A 15,288-nucleotide genomic window follows, 5' to 3' on the forward strand; every position below is an offset into this window, starting at 1 on the left:
AATAAAAGGTTTGTCAGCGACGAAGAAGATCGCCGTTGATCACAAACCGATATATGTCTGGTGGCAATAGCGAAGAGGTCACACCCGTTCCCATACCGAACACGGAAGTTAAGCTCTTCAGCGCCGATGGTAGTTGGGGGCTTCCCCCTGTTAGAGTAGGACGTTGCCGGGCAAAGACGAAGCACTGCTGAGAAATCAGCGGTGCTTTTTTGTTTTGTCGTGGAATGAAAATGACGTGATATTCATCCAATCGTGTCGAACCGCAATTCATTGAGTCAAACCGCAACTAAGCAGCGGCGCGGGAATAAAACAAAAACCCCCATACCCCTGGATCCACCAGCGTTTCAGCTTCGGCCGCATCAAAAGCCCCTAAGTAGTTCTTTTCCCTTTCAAAGGATCATAAAAAGGCCGTGAACTGAATCAAAGCCCTTAAATTAGTTTTTTAAAATATCAATAGCCCTCTCCCTGCAGATCCTGCTGGCGTAAATACTCACCCAGCAGATAAGGCATCTTGTACTGTGTAACGGTGAGAAACTCTTTAATAAATGGGAGATCATTGGTTGTATAGGAGTGGAAGATGTCACTCCACCATTCGGTTTCATAGCGGCACAGCATACTCAGGTTGTAGAGTACGGCGTAATGAATCATGCATTCGTTCAATTCCTTCATATCCCGCCTGCTCCCATACAAATAATATTGGCCGTCACTATGGTAACTGAATGGCTCGCACTCAAGGGGATGAAGCTCTTTGGATGAGTGGACAATGATGTGTTCCTTTGTTTCTTTTAATAACTGATACGTAATAGCTTGATTTTCATTTAGGAAAAGGAGGAACCTTTCCTTATTCATATAAAGACCGTCAAGAACTTCAACTGGAATCATCAGCTCCTGGTCTTTTCTGCAGACGGCTACATTTACTGTTTCATTTTGCACCTGCCAGAACAGATCTCTTAATTCAGGAATAAGGGGCATAATATCGTTCATTTTCAGCTTTTCTCCTTCAGCATGTTTCACATGAAACAATTGAGCAGAAAAGTGGTTAAATAGGCCGCTTCTCTGAATTCTAACTTCGTCCTGAAGGAATTCATAATACTTCTTTTTCCGTTTCCTTGTTGTCACCCCATGGGCGAGGACGGAGCTGTTTTCAGGATAGCCGGGATCGACGGTCAGGATGCAAGCTTTAAGCAGCTGAATCATACCATAGAACAAAAGAACAGGCTGCAGCTCTGTAGGAGCTGTGCCCGCCAGATCATAATATTTTTTTCCGTGTTCGAGAAAATAGATAAAGGGGTAGCAGTTCTGGTAACTTTTGCTTTCTGCCTGTTCAATCCCTTTGCTTGAATAACAAGAATAAAGATACTTTTGAGCCCTGCTTGAAGAGAGGAAGCTGCTGTACATAGACCAAATTTTATGAGTTGACATGAGTATTTGCCTCTCCAGTTATTTTTTGAAAAGTTAGACTTATTGTTCCTTCCTTGACAGTAGTTTATCCAGTTGTTAATCTACAAATAATATTTTGCAGGAAGAAAATTGATGAGAAGGGTGGAGTATGCATGTGGGAGAGCAAGTTTGAGAAAGAAGGATTAACGTTTGATGATGTATTGTTGGTCCCATCGAAGTCTTCAGTACTGCCAAAGGATGTGTCCTTAAAAACACGTCTTTCTAACTCTGTACAATTAAATGTACCAATTATTAGTGCAGGGATGGATACCGTAACAGAAGCTGAATTGGCAATTGCCATGGCACGCCAGGGCGGGTTGGGTATCATTCATAAAAACATGTCAATTGAACAGCAAGCAGAGCAAGTGGACAGGGTTAAGCGTTCTGAAAGTGGGGTTATCACAGATCCTTTTTACCTGACTCCTGACCATCAAGTATTTGATGCTGAGCACCTTATGGGGAAATACAGAATTAGCGGTGTACCCATTGTGGACGGCGACAAAAAATTAGTCGGCATTCTCACCAACCGTGATCTTCGCTTTATTGAAGATTACTCCATCCAGATTTCAGATGTAATGACAAAAGAGAACCTTGTTACTGCACCTGTTGGAACAACGCTTAAAGAAGCGGAACAATTGCTTCAAAAGCATAAGATTGAAAAGCTTCCATTGGTTGATGATGAAGGAACTCTTCAAGGATTAATTACCATAAAAGATATTGAGAAAGTGATTGAGTTTCCGAACTCCGCAAAAGACAGCCAGGGACGTTTGCTTGCTGGAGCAGCAGTAGGCGTGACGAAAGATGCGATGGTTCGTATCGACAAGCTAGTAGAGGCTGGCGTTGATGCCATTGTTATTGATACCGCTCATGGCCATTCTGAAGGCGTACTGACTAAGGTCAGGGAAGTTCGTGCCAAATACCCGGGCCTTACAATTATTGCCGGTAACGTGGCTACTGCCGAAGCTACAAGGGATCTTATTGAAGCAGGAGCAAGTGTGGTTAAAGTAGGTATTGGTCCGGGGTCTATCTGTACTACACGCGTTGTGGCAGGAGTTGGCGTTCCACAGGTAACAGCTGTTTATGATTGTGCGACAGAAGCACGAAAGCACGGGATTCCAATCATTGCGGACGGTGGCATTAAGTATTCCGGTGACATCGTAAAAGCACTGGCTTCTGGAGGACATGCCGTTATGCTGGGCAGCATGCTTGCCGGTGTATCAGAAAGCCCGGGAGAGCGTGAAATTTATCAGGGACGTCAGTTTAAGGTATACCGGGGAATGGGATCCATCGGCGCCATGGAACAAGGAAGCCGCGACCGATATTTCCAGGAAAATAACCAAAAACTTGTTCCGGAAGGCATTGAAGGACGCGTACCTTACAAAGGACCGTTGGCGGATACCTTGTTCCAGCTAATCGGAGGTATTCGTTCCGGTATGGGATATTGCGGTACACCAACAATCGAAGATCTTCAAAATAATTCCAAATTTGTTCGAATTACAGGTGCCGGGCTTCGCGAGAGTCATCCTCACCAAGTTCAGATTACCAAAGAAGCACCAAATTATTCAGTCTAAAGATAGATTTTTGAAAAAAAGTGGACAGAGGTTATTCCTCTGTCTATTTTTTTGTAAATTGCTATGGTACAATTACGTTTGTGTGTAAATTGTATGGAGGTGTCAGTGTTGTTCGGCAACAAAATTAAAGGTATTACGTTTTCCGCTGTTTTGGTTTCGATGTTATCAGCCAGTATGTTTGGATATTCAGATAAAGCAAGCGCTGCTCCTGAGCTTAAATCCAGTTCAGAGACTGCGATTTTAGTTGATGGAGATACAGGAAAGGTTTTATATCAAAAGAAAGCCGAGCAAGTCTTGCCGCCTGCCAGTATGTCAAAAATGATGACAGAATACCTGGTAAATGAAGCTATTAAAAAAGGTAAAATCAAGTGGGATCAAAAGACTGCCATCAGTACATATGCCCATAAAATTTCTCAAAACCGTTCCCTATCAAATGTCCCATTACGCAGTGACTATAAATATTCGGTAAAAGAACTTTATGAAGCCATGGCGATCTATTCTGCCAATGGTGCGTCCATAGCTCTTGCAGAGTTAGTCGGCGGGTCTGAAGAAAAGTTTGTTAAAATGATGAATGACAAAGCTAAGGAAATGGGAATCAAGGATGCCCGTTTTGTTAACTGTACAGGTTTGAATAACAATGACCTGCAAGGATATGATTCTGTTGGAAGCAAAACAGATGAGAATAAAATGTCCGCAAAATCGGTTGGTATTCTCGCATACAAGCTGATCAATGACTATCCGGAAGTTCTGGATATCGCAAGTATTCCTGCTAAATGGTTCCGTCCGAATACCGATGACAAAATCCTTATGAAAAACTGGAACTGGATGCTTCCGCAACTTGTTTACGGATATAAAGGTGTAGATGGTCTTAAGACAGGTACCACTGACAGTGCGGGTTATGCCTTTGCGGCTACAGCTAAACGTGATGGAACAAGACTTATCTCTGTTCTAATGAAATCCGACAGCTATAAAGGCCGTTTCGACGAAACTAAAAAGCTGCTGAGTTATGGATTTGAAAATTATTCTAAAGAAACATTATTGCCTAAGGGCTATCAGCTCAAAAAACAAAAAACCCTTCCAGTTATTCAAGGTAAGGATAAAGAAGTTGGAATTAAAACAAGAGAACCGGTAACCATGCTGGTGAAAAATGGTGAAAAAGAAAACTACAAGCCTGTACTTGTAATCGATAAAAAACACCTTGATAAGGACGGGAAATTGAAAGCTCCTCTTAAAAAAGGCGAAGCGATCGGACACATCGAGCTGAAATATACAGGTAAAGAAAAGGATCAGGGCTATTTGCTCAATGACGGGTCCGGTAAAGGACAAGCCAGTGTGGTAACAACCAAAGCGGTCGAAAAAGCTAATTGGTTTGTACTGTCCATGAGAAGCACGGGCCATTTCTTTGGCGGTGTCTGGAATTCTGCCATGGATACGGTAAAAGGCTGGTTCTAACGTCATACCATACTCTTCGAAAGCACGGCTTTTGAAGAGTATTTTTTTAAACCCTATGAATTTTATCGGTTTTACGTTAAAATAAATGAGAATTTGATAATTATAAAAACTCAGATTTGAGTTAATAAATAGGGGGATATGTAGCATGTTGAAAACAGGTACAGATCGTGTTAAACGCGGAATGGCTGAAATGCAAAAAGGCGGCGTCATTATGGATGTCATCAATGCAGAACAAGCCAAGATTGCTGAAGCTTCCGGTGCAGTAGCCGTTATGGCGCTTGAGCGTGTTCCGGCTGATATTCGCGCAGCAGGCGGAGTGGCTCGCATGGCTGACCCTACCATCGTAGAGGAAGTACTCAATGCAGTGAGTATCCCCGTTATGGCGAAAGCAAGAATCGGTCACATTGTTGAAGCTCGTGTTCTTGAATCCATGGGAGTAGACTACCTGGATGAAAGTGAAGTACTGACTCCTGCTGACGAAGTATTCCACTTAAACAAACGAGACTTTACCGTTCCATTTGTATGTGGAGCACGGGATCTTGGAGAAGCATCCCGCCGTATTGGTGAAGGAGCATCCATGATCCGCACAAAAGGTGAACCCGGAACAGGAAATATCGTAGAAGCGGTTCGTCACATGCGCATGATTCAAGGCCAGATCCGCAAAGTATCTGCAATGAGCGAAGATGAATTGATGACAGAGGCGAAAAACCTTGGGGCACCTTATGAAATTCTTCTTCAAATCAAAAAAGACGGCCGTCTTCCAGTCGTTAACTTTGCAGCCGGCGGCGTAGCTACACCAGCTGATGCAGCATTAATGATGGAGCTTGGAGCTGACGGTGTATTTGTAGGATCAGGAATCTTCAAATCAGCAAACCCTGAAAAGTTTGCCCGTGCGATTGTAGAAGCAACTACTCATTACAGAGATTATGAGCTGATTGCAGAATTGTCCAAAGGACTTGGAACCGCAATGAAAGGAATTGACATCTCCACGCTTCTTCCTGGAGACCGTATGCAGGATCGAGGCTGGTAAGAAGGGAACGCTGCATAAATGACTAAAATAGGTGTACTTGCTCTGCAAGGCGCTGTAAGGGAACATATTAAAGCTTTACAGGAAAGCGGCGCAGAAGCAGTAGGCGTAAAGCGAATTGATGAGCTGAATGACCTTGATGGCCTGGTAATCCCGGGCGGAGAAAGCACGGCCATGAGGCGTTTAATCGATAAATATGAATTTCTTGAACCACTTAAAGCATTTGCGAAGGAAAAACCGGTTTTTGGCACATGTGCAGGTCTGATCCTGATGGCGAAAACCATTCAGGGACAAGATACCGCCCACCTTGAGCTGATTGATATGACGGTGGAACGCAATGCGTTCGGCCGCCAAAAAGACAGTTTTGAAGCAGAGCTTCAAATCAAAGGTGTGGGTGAGGATGTAAATGGAGTATTCATCCGTGCGCCTTACATCGTGAATGTCGGTAAAGATGTTGAAGTTCTTTCCGTTCATAATGACCGCATTGTGGCCGCCAGACAGGGACATTTCCTGTGCGCAGCCTTTCATCCCGAGCTAACGGATGACTACCGCCTGCATCAATTTTTTGTGCAGATGGTGAATGAAACGAAAAAAGTCATTGCATAAAAAAAGAAATTGTTGTACATTACTATACAAACATTATGTGTTAAATCGAAGACAGGAATCAGTAGTAACATGATTTTTGACCAGAGAGTCGGTGGCTGGTGAAAACCGATCAAAATCTGTTGCGAATCCATCCTTGAGTGGGAAGCTGAAATGTAAAGTAGGCTTTCACGGTCCACATTGTCCGTTATCAATGCCGAGCGGCAGGCAATCGCCTGCAACCAGGGTGGCAACGCGGGTTAACTCTCGTCCCTTTCTACTTTAGTGTAGTGCAGGGACGGGAGTTTTTTATTTTGTACGCCGAACAACAAGCTCCGAATTTCTTCGGTGGCTTTCGGTGAATAGTGGGCTCTACTTTTGGATGTAACATTGGTTGTTGTGTAAAGGTTGGAATAAAGGAGGATAAAAACATGCTGGATTTGAAATTTGTTCGAGCGAATTTTGATGAAGTGAAAGAAAAGTTAAGCAAGCGGGGTGAAGATTTATCCGGTCTTGATCGTTTTCTTGAGTTGGATGAACGCCGCCGTCAATTGATTGGTGAAACAGAAACGCTGAAGTCCAAGCGGAATGAAGTATCCAAACAGGTTGCGGAATTTAAGCGGGAAAAGAAGGATGCGGATCAACTGATTAAAGAGATGCGAGAAGTGGGCGACAGAATCAAAGCGATTGATGAGGAGCTCCGTACGACTGAAGAAGATTTGAATCATATCATGCTGACTTTGCCGAATCTTCCGCATGAAAGCGTGCCTGTGGGTGAAACAGAGGATGACAACGTGCCAGTCCGCCATTGGGGGGATATTAAAGAATTTTCTTTTGAGCCAAAGGCCCATTGGGACTTGGCGACGGACCTTGATATTGTTGACTTTGAAAGAGCCGCCAAAGTAACCGGCAGCCGTTTTGCTTTTTATAAGGGAGCAGGGGCGCGCCTGGAACGGGCATTGATCAATATGATGATGGATTATCATGAAGACCACCATGGATATACGGAGATTTTACCACCATATATGGTAAACCGGGAAAGCATGACAGGCACAGGGCAGCTTCCAAAGTTTGAAGAAGATGCGTTTAAGATTCGTGAAGAAGATTACTTTTTAATCCCTACAGCGGAAGTTCCTGTGACCAACTTGCACCGCAGCGAGATTTTAACGGCTGAGGAATTGCCAAAAGGTTATGTGGCCTACAGCGCGTGCTTCCGTTCTGAAGCGGGTTCTGCAGGAAGAGATACACGCGGCCTGATTCGCCAGCATCAATTCAATAAGGTAGAGCTTGTGCGTTTTGTTAAGCCTGAGGATTCTTATGAAGAACTAGAAAAGCTCACAGGCCATGCAGAAAAAATTCTTCAGCTTCTGAAGCTTCCTTACCGGGTGCTCAGCATGTGTACAGCTGACTTAGGATTTACGGCAGCGAAGAAGTATGACATTGAAGTATGGATTCCAAGCTATGGCACATACCGTGAGATCTCTTCTTGTTCCAATTTTGAAGCCTTCCAGGCGAGGAGAGCACAAATCCGCTTCCGCCGTGAAGCCAAAGGAAAACCGGAATACGTTCATACGTTAAATGGATCTGGTCTTGCAATCGGCCGAACCGTTGCTGCGATTTTGGAAAATTATCAGCAGGAAGACGGAAGCATTGTGATTCCTGAGGTATTGCGCCCTTACATGGGGAATAAGGAAATTATCCAGTAATATGCTTGAGGCAAAGGGGGGAGAAGTTCAATCTCCCTTCCTTTATTTTTTCTCTTTTTTGAAGGACAACAGGGTAAGGATGAGGGAAATAAGAATCAATCCATATACAGGTGTCATCCAGATTTGATAAATGGATCCCGGGTCCCCTTTAACAAATTGAGTATCAAGGCTGATTCTGTTCCAGTGCAGAGACACAGGATTATCAGCATGAACCGAAATACGGGAAAGATACAGTTTTTCCTTCCCTAGGCGGTACAGCAGGTAGGCAAGGCAAATCAGCAATAATAAAACAGCAATCCGGAGTTTCTTTATATCTTCATCCCCCTTTTTATTCAATATACCGTGTCTATTTTGACGATGGAATGCATAGAATGAAAAAGGGAATATTTTTAAGAAAAGCAGTTGACTTTATAGCTAGTCGCATGGTAATATATTTTTTGTCAGTACGAATTAGACACGGAGGTATACCCAAGTCCGGCTGAAGGGATCGGTCTTGAAAACCGACAGGGGCTTAACGGCTCGCGGGGGTTCGAATCCCTCTACCTCCTCCATACATAATCAACACACCTGCCTCGTGCAGGTGTTTTTTTATTGCTTTCATGAAAAAAATCCTCCCCAAGCATTCTGGGGAGGACTTTTTTATAGACGTACTTCTCGTTTGGTTTCGATTTTCTGTGCGATCTTGGCAACAATCTGCTCAATGGATGACGGGTCATGGATGAGATCATAATCATTGATGTTCACACGAAGAACAGGACAGATATTAAAGTTGGAAATCCATTGTTCATACCGTTCATACATTTCAACCCAATATTCGATGGGAGTATCTTGTTCCATTTGCCGTCCGCGGTGTTTGATCCGCTCAAGGATATCTTCGAGCGATCCCTCCAGATGGATCAATACATCGGGATGAGGGAAGTATGGGGTCATTACCATGGCCTCGAACAACCGTGTGTACGTATCATAGTCCACTTCTGACATCGTTCCTTTGTCAGCGTGCATTTTTGCAAAAATACCGGTATCTTCATAAATCGAGCGGTCCTGGACAAAACCGCCGCCATATTCAAACATCCGCTTTTGTTCCTTGAAGCGCTCCGCCAAAAAGAAAATCTGCAGATGGAAGCTCCATCGTTCAAAATCCTTATAAAACTTGTCGAGGTACGGATTGTTGTCTACCTTTTCCATTGATGTTCTGAAGTTTAAAGCTTCAGCCAGTGCAGAAGTGAGTGTGGATTTGCCGGCTCCCACGGTACCCGCCACTGTAATCACAGCATTTAAAGGGATATTGTACTTCTGTGCTAAATTCATCTAGTTAATTCTCCTTTATGCAGGGTGGTTTCTATTTTGGCAAAGATTCGCTCTTTGTCACTGCTGTTTGCAACAAAATCCAGTTCATCTCCATTAAAGGTGAGGACAGGAATTTCAGGATGTTCCTGTTGAAAAGCAGTCATGAACAGTTCATAGTCGGAAACCAGCTGCATAAGATAAGCGGGGTCCATTTGCTTTTCAATATTTCTTCCGCGAAGCTTGATGCGATCCAGCAAGGTTTCCAATCCTGCATTCAAATAGATGATCATGTTCGGAACCGGCATATCTTCGGTTAAGATATTAAATATTTGCATGTATTTGTCGTAATTTCTGCCTGTAAGCGTCCGTTCGGCAAAAATCCGGTTCTTAAAAATATGGTAATCAGCCACAACCGGGATGTTTTGGTTTAGATAAAGTTTCTGTATATCCTCAAGCTGCTTGTAGCGGTTGCAGAGAAAAAACATTTCTGTCTGGAAGCTCCACTCATCAATGTTTTCATAAAACTTTCCCAAAAACGGGTTCTCTTCTACAATCTCTTTTAACAGCTTAAACCTGTAGTGTTCTGATATGGCTTTTGCTAATGATGTTTTTCCAACACCAATCGGCCCTTCAACTGCAATAAAGGGGGTAGAATTCATGCTGCTTTCCTCCCTAACTTCACTTACAAAAAAATAACAGACAGAAGATATTGTAGCATATGAAGAGCGGAGGGAATAGAACTAAATCATTTATGAGGATGTTTGTCAAAACATCCTGGGGCAGGTAATCAATATATCGTTCTTTTTTTATTTTCTTCCGCTTCTTTTATAATCTTTTCAAGGTCCAATTCGTTCTCCCTGGTTATATCGGCGCTAAGGGTGTTTTTCATTAGCAAAATAGCACGTTCGTTGTCTTCGGCAATATTGGATGCGGAACAATCTTCTGGAATATAGAGTGTGAAATCACGCATGAAGGCATCATTGGCAGAGAAAAGTACACAAATATTACCTGCGACGCCTGTCATGATCAAGCTTGTGATTTTCATGTCATGCAAAAGAGTGGATAAAGGAGTTGAAAAGAAAGCGGAGTGCATCGGTTTGATAATGAAAAAGTCATCCTCTTCCGGCGTAAGCTGCTCCACAAATTCCTTTCCTCTTTCTCCGAGGCAATAATCCACAAGTTTATGTTTATCCGATTGCCATTTACCGAAATTATCATTAACATAAATCACGGGAATTCCCTGTTTCTTAGCCCTTTTTTTCAAGTTGGCAATATGAGGGGCGATAGGAAGGGACTGCTCAATGAGCATCTCTCCTTCAGGAAAATCAAAATCATTGATCACATCTATGATTAACAGAGCAACAGGGGGATAAGATGGTGATGAGGACAAAGAAAACTCACTCCTTTTAAAGTCTATCTCGGGTATTCATATCTATTCCTTTCTTTATTATTAGCAAAACCTTTTGTATAATCACATAAAACAAAGATGGAGTCTAAAAACAATGCTTCAACAAGAAAAAGACGAGTATTATATGTCGCTTGCCCTTAAGGAAGCCAAAAAGGCTGAAGAATTAGGTGAAGTACCGATCGGTGCGGTTCTGGTCAAGGGTGATGAGGTGATCGCTGCAGCCTTTAACCACCGTGAGACCGAACACCGTGCCGTTGCTCATGCAGAACTGCTGGCGATCGATCAGGCGTGCCGCAAGCTAGAGGCGTGGAGGCTTTCGGGCAGTACGCTTTACGTCACCCTTGAACCGTGTGCCATGTGTGCGGGGGCGCTTGTCCTTTCAAGAGTTGACCGTGTGGTCTATGGTGCATCAGATCCTAAAGGCGGCTGTGCAGGAACATTGATGAACCTTTTGGAGGAAGAACGGTTTAATCATCAATGCGAGGTCACAGCAGGGGTGCGTGGTGAAGAATGCAGTGAGATGCTTTCCGCTTTCTTCCGGGGGCTCAGAAAACGAAATAAAGAAAAGAAGAAATTGCAAGGCCGCCAATAATTGTAAATATCTGGTCCGGGTTGATTTTTTATCGTTGCCGTTGTATACTTAATCTTGCACATTTGATATGTGCCTAACAACGTTATACACTTTGTCGCGCTAGGCGGGGAGGTAGCGGTGCCCTGTACTCGCAATCCGCTGTAGCGAGGCTGAATTCCTCTCCTCGGTTAGTCCAACGTACGGCCTGACCCACGTAAGTGGTGTTGACATTCGGGTCCTGCGCAACGGGGACCCATGAACCCTGTCAGGTCCGGAAGGAAGCAGCAGTAAGTGGTCATCTTCGTGTGCCGCGGGGCAGCCTGGATCGAGCTAACTGCCTGGGTAACGCGTAGGTTGGCTATTCCAAAGAGAGGTGCGCGGCATTTTATATACTTAATAACAATAACTCACTCCTTATGGGGTGAGTTTTTTGCTGATTTTCAGTATAATAGGGGATAGAGAACTTATTTTTAAACATGAATGAAGGAGGGCATGGGATGAGCTATCAAGCGCTTTACCGTGTCTGGCGGCCGCAGTCCTTTCATGATGTGGTCGGACAGGAACATATCACCAAGACAATCCAGAACGCACTTGTCCAGGACAAGCTTTCCCATGCCTATCTGTTTTCAGGCCCACGGGGAACGGGGAAAACAAGTGCAGCCAAAATCATCGCTAAGGCTGTAAACTGTGTCCATGCACCAACAGCGGAGCCGTGCAATGAGTGTGATAACTGTATCGGAATTACAAACGGGTCGATTTCTGATGTACTGGAAATCGATGCGGCTTCCAATACAGGAGTCGACGACATCCGGGATATCCGGGATAAAGTAAAGTTTGCACCATCGGTTGTCAGGTACAAGGTCTATATCATTGATGAGGTTCATATGCTTTCAACCGGAGCGTTTAACGCCCTGCTTAAAACATTGGAAGAACCTCCACCCCATGTTATTTTTATTCTTGCTACAACAGAACCGCACAAAATCCCACTGACCATTGTTTCGCGTTGTCAGCGGTTTGACTTCAAGCGGATCTCCAGTGATTCCATCGTTAACCGAATGAAGACCATACTGGATTCCAACAGCATCATTCCAGATGATGATGCCCTCCACCTTCTTGCCCGGGCGGCTGAAGGGGGAATGCGGGATGCGTTAAGCCTGCTCGATCAGGCAATTTCCTACAGCGAGGACGAAGTGAAGGTCGAAGATGTGCTGGCAGTTACCGGAGCTGTTTCACAAGGCTTTTTATCACAGGTAGCCAAGGCATTTAAGGAAAAGGATGTAGCGAAAGCCCTGAATGTGGCAGGCAGGCTTATGTCAGAGGGTAAAGATCCTGTACGCTTCCTTACCGATCTCATTTATTACTACCGAGACATGCTTCTATACCAGACGGCTCCCAACCTTGAAGAAATACTCGACCGGGTAAAAGTGGATGATGAATTCAAAGAACTTGCTGAGGAAACAGACCGTACCTGGATTTACAAAGTGATCGAGCTGTTGAATCAGTCGCAGCAGGAAATGAAGTGGACCAACCATCCCAAGATTTTTCTGGAGCTTTCCCTGATTAAAATCTGCCAGGAAGAGCGGCAGGAAACAGCTGGAGCCAGCCAGGACTTGTTAAAGAAAGTAGAAGACCTCGAGCATGAAGTACGAATTTTGAAGGAAAAAGGTGTGGCACTTGCACCTTCCTCATCCGATGCCCCTCCTGTTCAGGAAAAGAAAACGTTCAGGACATCAGGAAAGGGAAGCGGAACAAATACCGGCCGGGTGAAAGAGATGCTGAAAAAAGCGGCCAAACCGAATTTGGTTCAGCTGAAAAACAACTGGGGAACCATCATGGAAAAGATCAAGGCGGAAAAAGTAAGCGTCTATGCTCTTTTATCTGGTGCAGAACCGGTTGCCTGCTCGGATAAAGACGTGCTTCTCTCCTTCCAGCATGAAATTCACAGTCAAATGGCGTCTTCCGATAATATTCGTAGCTGTGTGGAAAACGTAATTTATAGTACAATAGGGAAGTCCCTAACGATGCTAACCATCCTCCAGCCTGAATGGGAGACTGTGAAAAAAGAGTTCATTCAGCAGCAGCAGCGGAGTGATGGAGGACAGGGCCAGGCGGAAGCAGAAGATCCATTAATTGCAGAAGCCAAAAAGCTTTTTGGAGAAGAATTAATTGAAATAAAAGAATAAACCTTAGGAGGACGATTTCTATGATGCGTGGCGGCGGAAATATGAACAATATGATGAAACAAATGCAGAAGATGCAAAAGGAAATGGCAAAAGCCCAGGAGGACCTTAAGGATAAAAAAGCGGAAGGTACTGCTGGTGGCGGTATGGTTACCGTGATTGCTAACGGACATAAAGAAATTCTGGAAGTCAATATTAAAGAGGAAGTCGTTGATCCTGAAGATATTGAAATGCTTCAAGACCTCGTGCTTGCTGCTACCAATGAAGCACTTAAAAAAGTAGATGAGCTTGTATCCCAGGATATGGGCAAATTCACTAAAGGGCTCAACATACCGGGATTATTCTAGGGGGCTAACATATGCATTACCCAGAGCCGATATCAAAGCTGATTGACAGCTTTATGAAATTGCCAGGAATCGGACCCAAAACAGCGGTCCGTCTGGCATTTTTCGTGTTAGAAATGCGTGAAGACGATGTGCTCGACTTTGGACGGGCCCTCGTAAACGCCAAACGGAACTTAATGTATTGTTCTAATTGCTTTCATATTACAGACCGTGATCCATGCATGATCTGTGACGATTCCAGCCGGGATCATACCACGATCTGTGTTGTGCATGATTCCAAGGATGTTATTGCCATGGAAAAAATGAAGGACTTCAGAGGCCTTTACCATGTGCTGCACGGTTCGATTTCACCGATTGAAGGAATTGGGCCGGAAGACATCAAAATTGCAGAACTGCTAAAACGGCTGGCGGATGACACCATTCAGGAAATCATATTGGCGACGGATCCCAATATTGAAGGTGAAGCTACAGCCATGTACATTGCCCGTCTGTTAAAGCCGACCGGCATTAAGGTTACGCGGATTGCTCATGGACTCCCTGTAGGCGGGGATTTGGAATATGCCGATGAAGTAACACTTTCCAAAGCCATGGAAGGCAGGCGTGAAATATAATTAAAAGGAGACATACCGTATGTTCTTCTCCCGAAAAGGGCGTTTGCGAAAAGAAGGAGATCAACGTCTATTAGAATCCCTTCAGCAAGTTAAGACCGTTTGGGCCCAGCAAAAAGGCATGGTGGAAAGAAGCGTCGAGCCCTCAGATCAGGTTTTGTGTGAATTGAAACTGGCTGAGGCCAAATATTTGTTTCTGTTAAAGGAAGCGAAAATTAGAAAAGTCACAACAGGGAGGCTGAAATAGGCCTTCCTGTTCTTTTTTTGGGACATCCCCCATACATTAGCTATATATGAAGTGTTGGGAGGGTAAAGTATGCAACCTGTCATGGTCATTTCCATTATAGGAAGTGCAATTTTGCTGTTACTGTTGATCGGAGCTCCGTTAAAGCCCCTAAGGTGGACAGGGCAGCTGCTGATACGTTTGTCTATTGGAGCTTTGCTGCTGTTCTTTCTAAACACCGCAGGAGCGTCCTACGATATCCACGTTCCGATCAATGCGGCCACTGTCTTTATTTCCGGCTTGCTCGGGTTGCCTGGGCTTGCGTCACTGGCGGCAATACAGTATTTTATTGTGGGCTGATCCTCTTGATGCTGAGCTTTTGTTCGGCAAAAGAGGATTCTTTTTTTTATTTTGATAAAAACTCTTGCCAACCATTAGCTACCGTGGTATATTAATTGAGCTGCTTCTTTACTTGCTGATTTGGTAAGTAGCCAAGAAAAAACTTTTTAAAAAAAGGTGTTGACTTGGTCGGTAGCTAAGTGATAGACTAATAAAGTCGCCAAAACGAGCGGCACAAACAAAATGTTCTTTGAAAACCAAACAAAAGCCAGGTAAGTCAGGGATTTTACAATCCCATCAATTTCTTATTTGAAACAAATTTTTATGAGCTATATCAAACACTTTATTGGAGAGTTTGATCCTGGCTCAGGACGAACGCTGGCGGCGTGCCTAATACATGCAAGTCGAGCGGACAGATGAGGAGCTTGCTCCTCTGATGTTAGCGGCGGACGGGTGAGTAACACGTGGGCAACCTACCTGTAAGACGGGGATAACTCCGGGAAACCGGAGCTAATACCGGATAATAAAGAGAAACGCCTGTTTCTTTTTT

16 protein-coding genes, 1 tRNA gene, 2 rRNA genes, 1 other RNA gene and 1 other annotated feature are annotated in these 15,288 nt (G+C 44.2%); of the genes, 15 read left to right on the forward strand and 5 right to left on the reverse strand.

The features are described from left to right. The first annotated feature begins 56 nt into the window (after positions 1 to 56). Positions 57 to 172 (forward strand): 5S ribosomal RNA (gene rrf, locus BLT53_RS24490). 278 nt (positions 173 to 450) lie between these two features. On the opposite strand, the gene BLT53_RS24495 is transcribed toward rrf, so the two are convergent. Then, entirely contained in the window at positions 451 to 1,422 is a 972-nt protein-coding gene (locus tag BLT53_RS24495; RefSeq protein ID WP_090240011.1) for a YaaC family protein, read from the reverse strand. Positions 1,423 to 1,553: 131 nt separating this feature from the next. On the opposite strand from BLT53_RS24495, the gene guaB reads away from it, so the two are divergent. From guaB to serS, 5 genes are all read left to right on the forward strand, one after another. Continuing rightward, entirely contained in the window at positions 1,554 to 3,011 is a 1,458-nt protein-coding gene (gene guaB / locus BLT53_RS24500; RefSeq protein ID WP_090240014.1) for an IMP dehydrogenase, read from the forward strand. A 159-nt stretch (positions 3,012 to 3,170) separates the two neighbouring features. Continuing rightward, positions 3,171 to 4,463, forward strand: a complete 1,293-nt coding sequence (locus BLT53_RS24505) for a serine hydrolase (protein WP_090240040.1) — start codon at positions 3,171 to 3,173, stop codon at positions 4,461 to 4,463. A gap of 145 nt (positions 4,464 to 4,608) precedes the next feature. Then, positions 4,609 to 5,493: a pyridoxal 5'-phosphate synthase lyase subunit PdxS gene (pdxS, locus tag BLT53_RS24510; RefSeq protein ID WP_090240016.1), complete on the forward strand. Its 885-nt coding sequence runs from the start codon at positions 4,609 to 4,611 to the stop codon at positions 5,491 to 5,493. Between the two features lie 18 nt (positions 5,494 to 5,511). Beyond that, positions 5,512 to 6,096 (forward strand): pyridoxal 5'-phosphate synthase glutaminase subunit PdxT, encoded by a 585-nt coding sequence (gene pdxT, locus BLT53_RS24515; protein WP_090240019.1) that lies wholly within the window; start codon positions 5,512 to 5,514, stop codon positions 6,094 to 6,096. A 39-nt stretch (positions 6,097 to 6,135) separates the two neighbouring features. Continuing rightward, positions 6,136 to 6,350, forward strand: a binding site (T-box leader). Between the two features lie 153 nt (positions 6,351 to 6,503). After that, the gene (serS, locus tag BLT53_RS24520; RefSeq protein WP_090240022.1) at positions 6,504 to 7,778 is read left to right on the forward strand and encodes a serine--tRNA ligase; all 1,275 of its coding nucleotides are present in this window, start codon (positions 6,504 to 6,506) and stop codon (positions 7,776 to 7,778) included. Positions 7,779 to 7,820: 42 nt separating this feature from the next. On the opposite strand, the gene BLT53_RS24525 is transcribed toward serS, so the two are convergent. After that, entirely contained in the window at positions 7,821 to 8,114 is a 294-nt protein-coding gene (locus tag BLT53_RS24525) for a hypothetical protein (RefSeq protein WP_244520560.1), read from the reverse strand. A 122-nt stretch (positions 8,115 to 8,236) separates the two neighbouring features. Between BLT53_RS24525 and BLT53_RS24530 the strand changes: the two genes are divergently transcribed. Beyond that, positions 8,237 to 8,329 (forward strand) — tRNA-Ser (locus BLT53_RS24530). Between the two features lie 88 nt (positions 8,330 to 8,417). Here BLT53_RS24530 and BLT53_RS24535 read toward each other — a convergent pair. The 3 genes from BLT53_RS24535 to BLT53_RS24545 all read right to left on the reverse strand — a co-directional run bounded on the left by BLT53_RS24535 (position 8,418) and on the right by BLT53_RS24545 (position 10,455). Beyond that, positions 8,418 to 9,086, reverse strand: a complete 669-nt coding sequence (locus tag BLT53_RS24535) for a deoxynucleoside kinase (RefSeq protein ID WP_090240024.1) — start codon at positions 9,084 to 9,086, stop codon at positions 8,418 to 8,420. Beyond that, a complete protein-coding gene (locus BLT53_RS24540; protein WP_090240027.1) occupies positions 9,083 to 9,724 on the reverse strand; it encodes a deoxynucleoside kinase in 642 nt (213 codons plus the stop codon). Before BLT53_RS24540 ends, BLT53_RS24535 begins: the two co-directional genes overlap by 4 nt. Positions 9,725 to 9,852: 128 nt before the next feature. Then, positions 9,853 to 10,455: a cysteine hydrolase family protein gene (locus tag BLT53_RS24545; protein WP_090240029.1), complete on the reverse strand. Its 603-nt coding sequence runs from the start codon at positions 10,453 to 10,455 to the stop codon at positions 9,853 to 9,855. Positions 10,456 to 10,567: 112 nt separating this feature from the next. On the opposite strand from BLT53_RS24545, the gene tadA reads away from it, so the two are divergent. The 8 genes from tadA to BLT53_RS24585 all read left to right on the forward strand — a co-directional run. Further along, on the forward strand, positions 10,568 to 11,065 hold the full coding sequence (gene tadA / locus BLT53_RS24550; protein WP_090240031.1) for a tRNA adenosine(34) deaminase TadA: 498 nt from the start codon (positions 10,568 to 10,570) through the stop codon (positions 11,063 to 11,065). A 94-nt stretch (positions 11,066 to 11,159) separates the two neighbouring features. After that, positions 11,160 to 11,425, forward strand: an RNA gene (ffs, locus tag BLT53_RS24555) — signal recognition particle sRNA large type. Positions 11,426 to 11,541: 116 nt separating this feature from the next. Beyond that, positions 11,542 to 13,227 carry a DNA polymerase III subunit gamma/tau gene (gene dnaX / locus BLT53_RS24560; RefSeq protein WP_090240034.1) on the forward strand — a complete coding sequence of 562 codons (1,686 nt, stop codon included), beginning with the start codon at positions 11,542 to 11,544 and terminating at the stop codon, positions 13,225 to 13,227. Positions 13,228 to 13,247: 20 nt separating this feature from the next. After that, positions 13,248 to 13,571: a YbaB/EbfC family nucleoid-associated protein gene (locus tag BLT53_RS24565; protein WP_061976031.1), complete on the forward strand. Its 324-nt coding sequence runs from the start codon at positions 13,248 to 13,250 to the stop codon at positions 13,569 to 13,571. 11 nt (positions 13,572 to 13,582) lie between these two features. Next, the gene (gene recR / locus BLT53_RS24570; protein ID WP_090240035.1) at positions 13,583 to 14,179 is read left to right on the forward strand and encodes a recombination mediator RecR; all 597 of its coding nucleotides are present in this window, start codon (positions 13,583 to 13,585) and stop codon (positions 14,177 to 14,179) included. A gap of 19 nt (positions 14,180 to 14,198) precedes the next feature. Next, positions 14,199 to 14,423 (forward strand): YaaL family protein, encoded by a 225-nt coding sequence (locus BLT53_RS24575; RefSeq protein WP_090240038.1) that lies wholly within the window; start codon positions 14,199 to 14,201, stop codon positions 14,421 to 14,423. A 69-nt stretch (positions 14,424 to 14,492) separates the two neighbouring features. Beyond that, complete coding sequence (locus BLT53_RS24580; protein ID WP_061976037.1) at positions 14,493 to 14,759, forward strand: pro-sigmaK processing inhibitor BofA family protein; 267 nt, start codon at positions 14,493 to 14,495, stop codon at positions 14,757 to 14,759. Between the two features lie 322 nt (positions 14,760 to 15,081). Then, positions 15,082 to 15,288, forward strand: a 16S ribosomal RNA gene (locus BLT53_RS24585); the annotation flags it as partial.

It is taken from the genome of Fictibacillus solisalsi, from assembly GCF_900103485.1.
GTDB classification, from domain to species: Bacteria; Bacillota; Bacilli; order Bacillales; family Fictibacillaceae; genus Fictibacillus_C; species Fictibacillus_C solisalsi.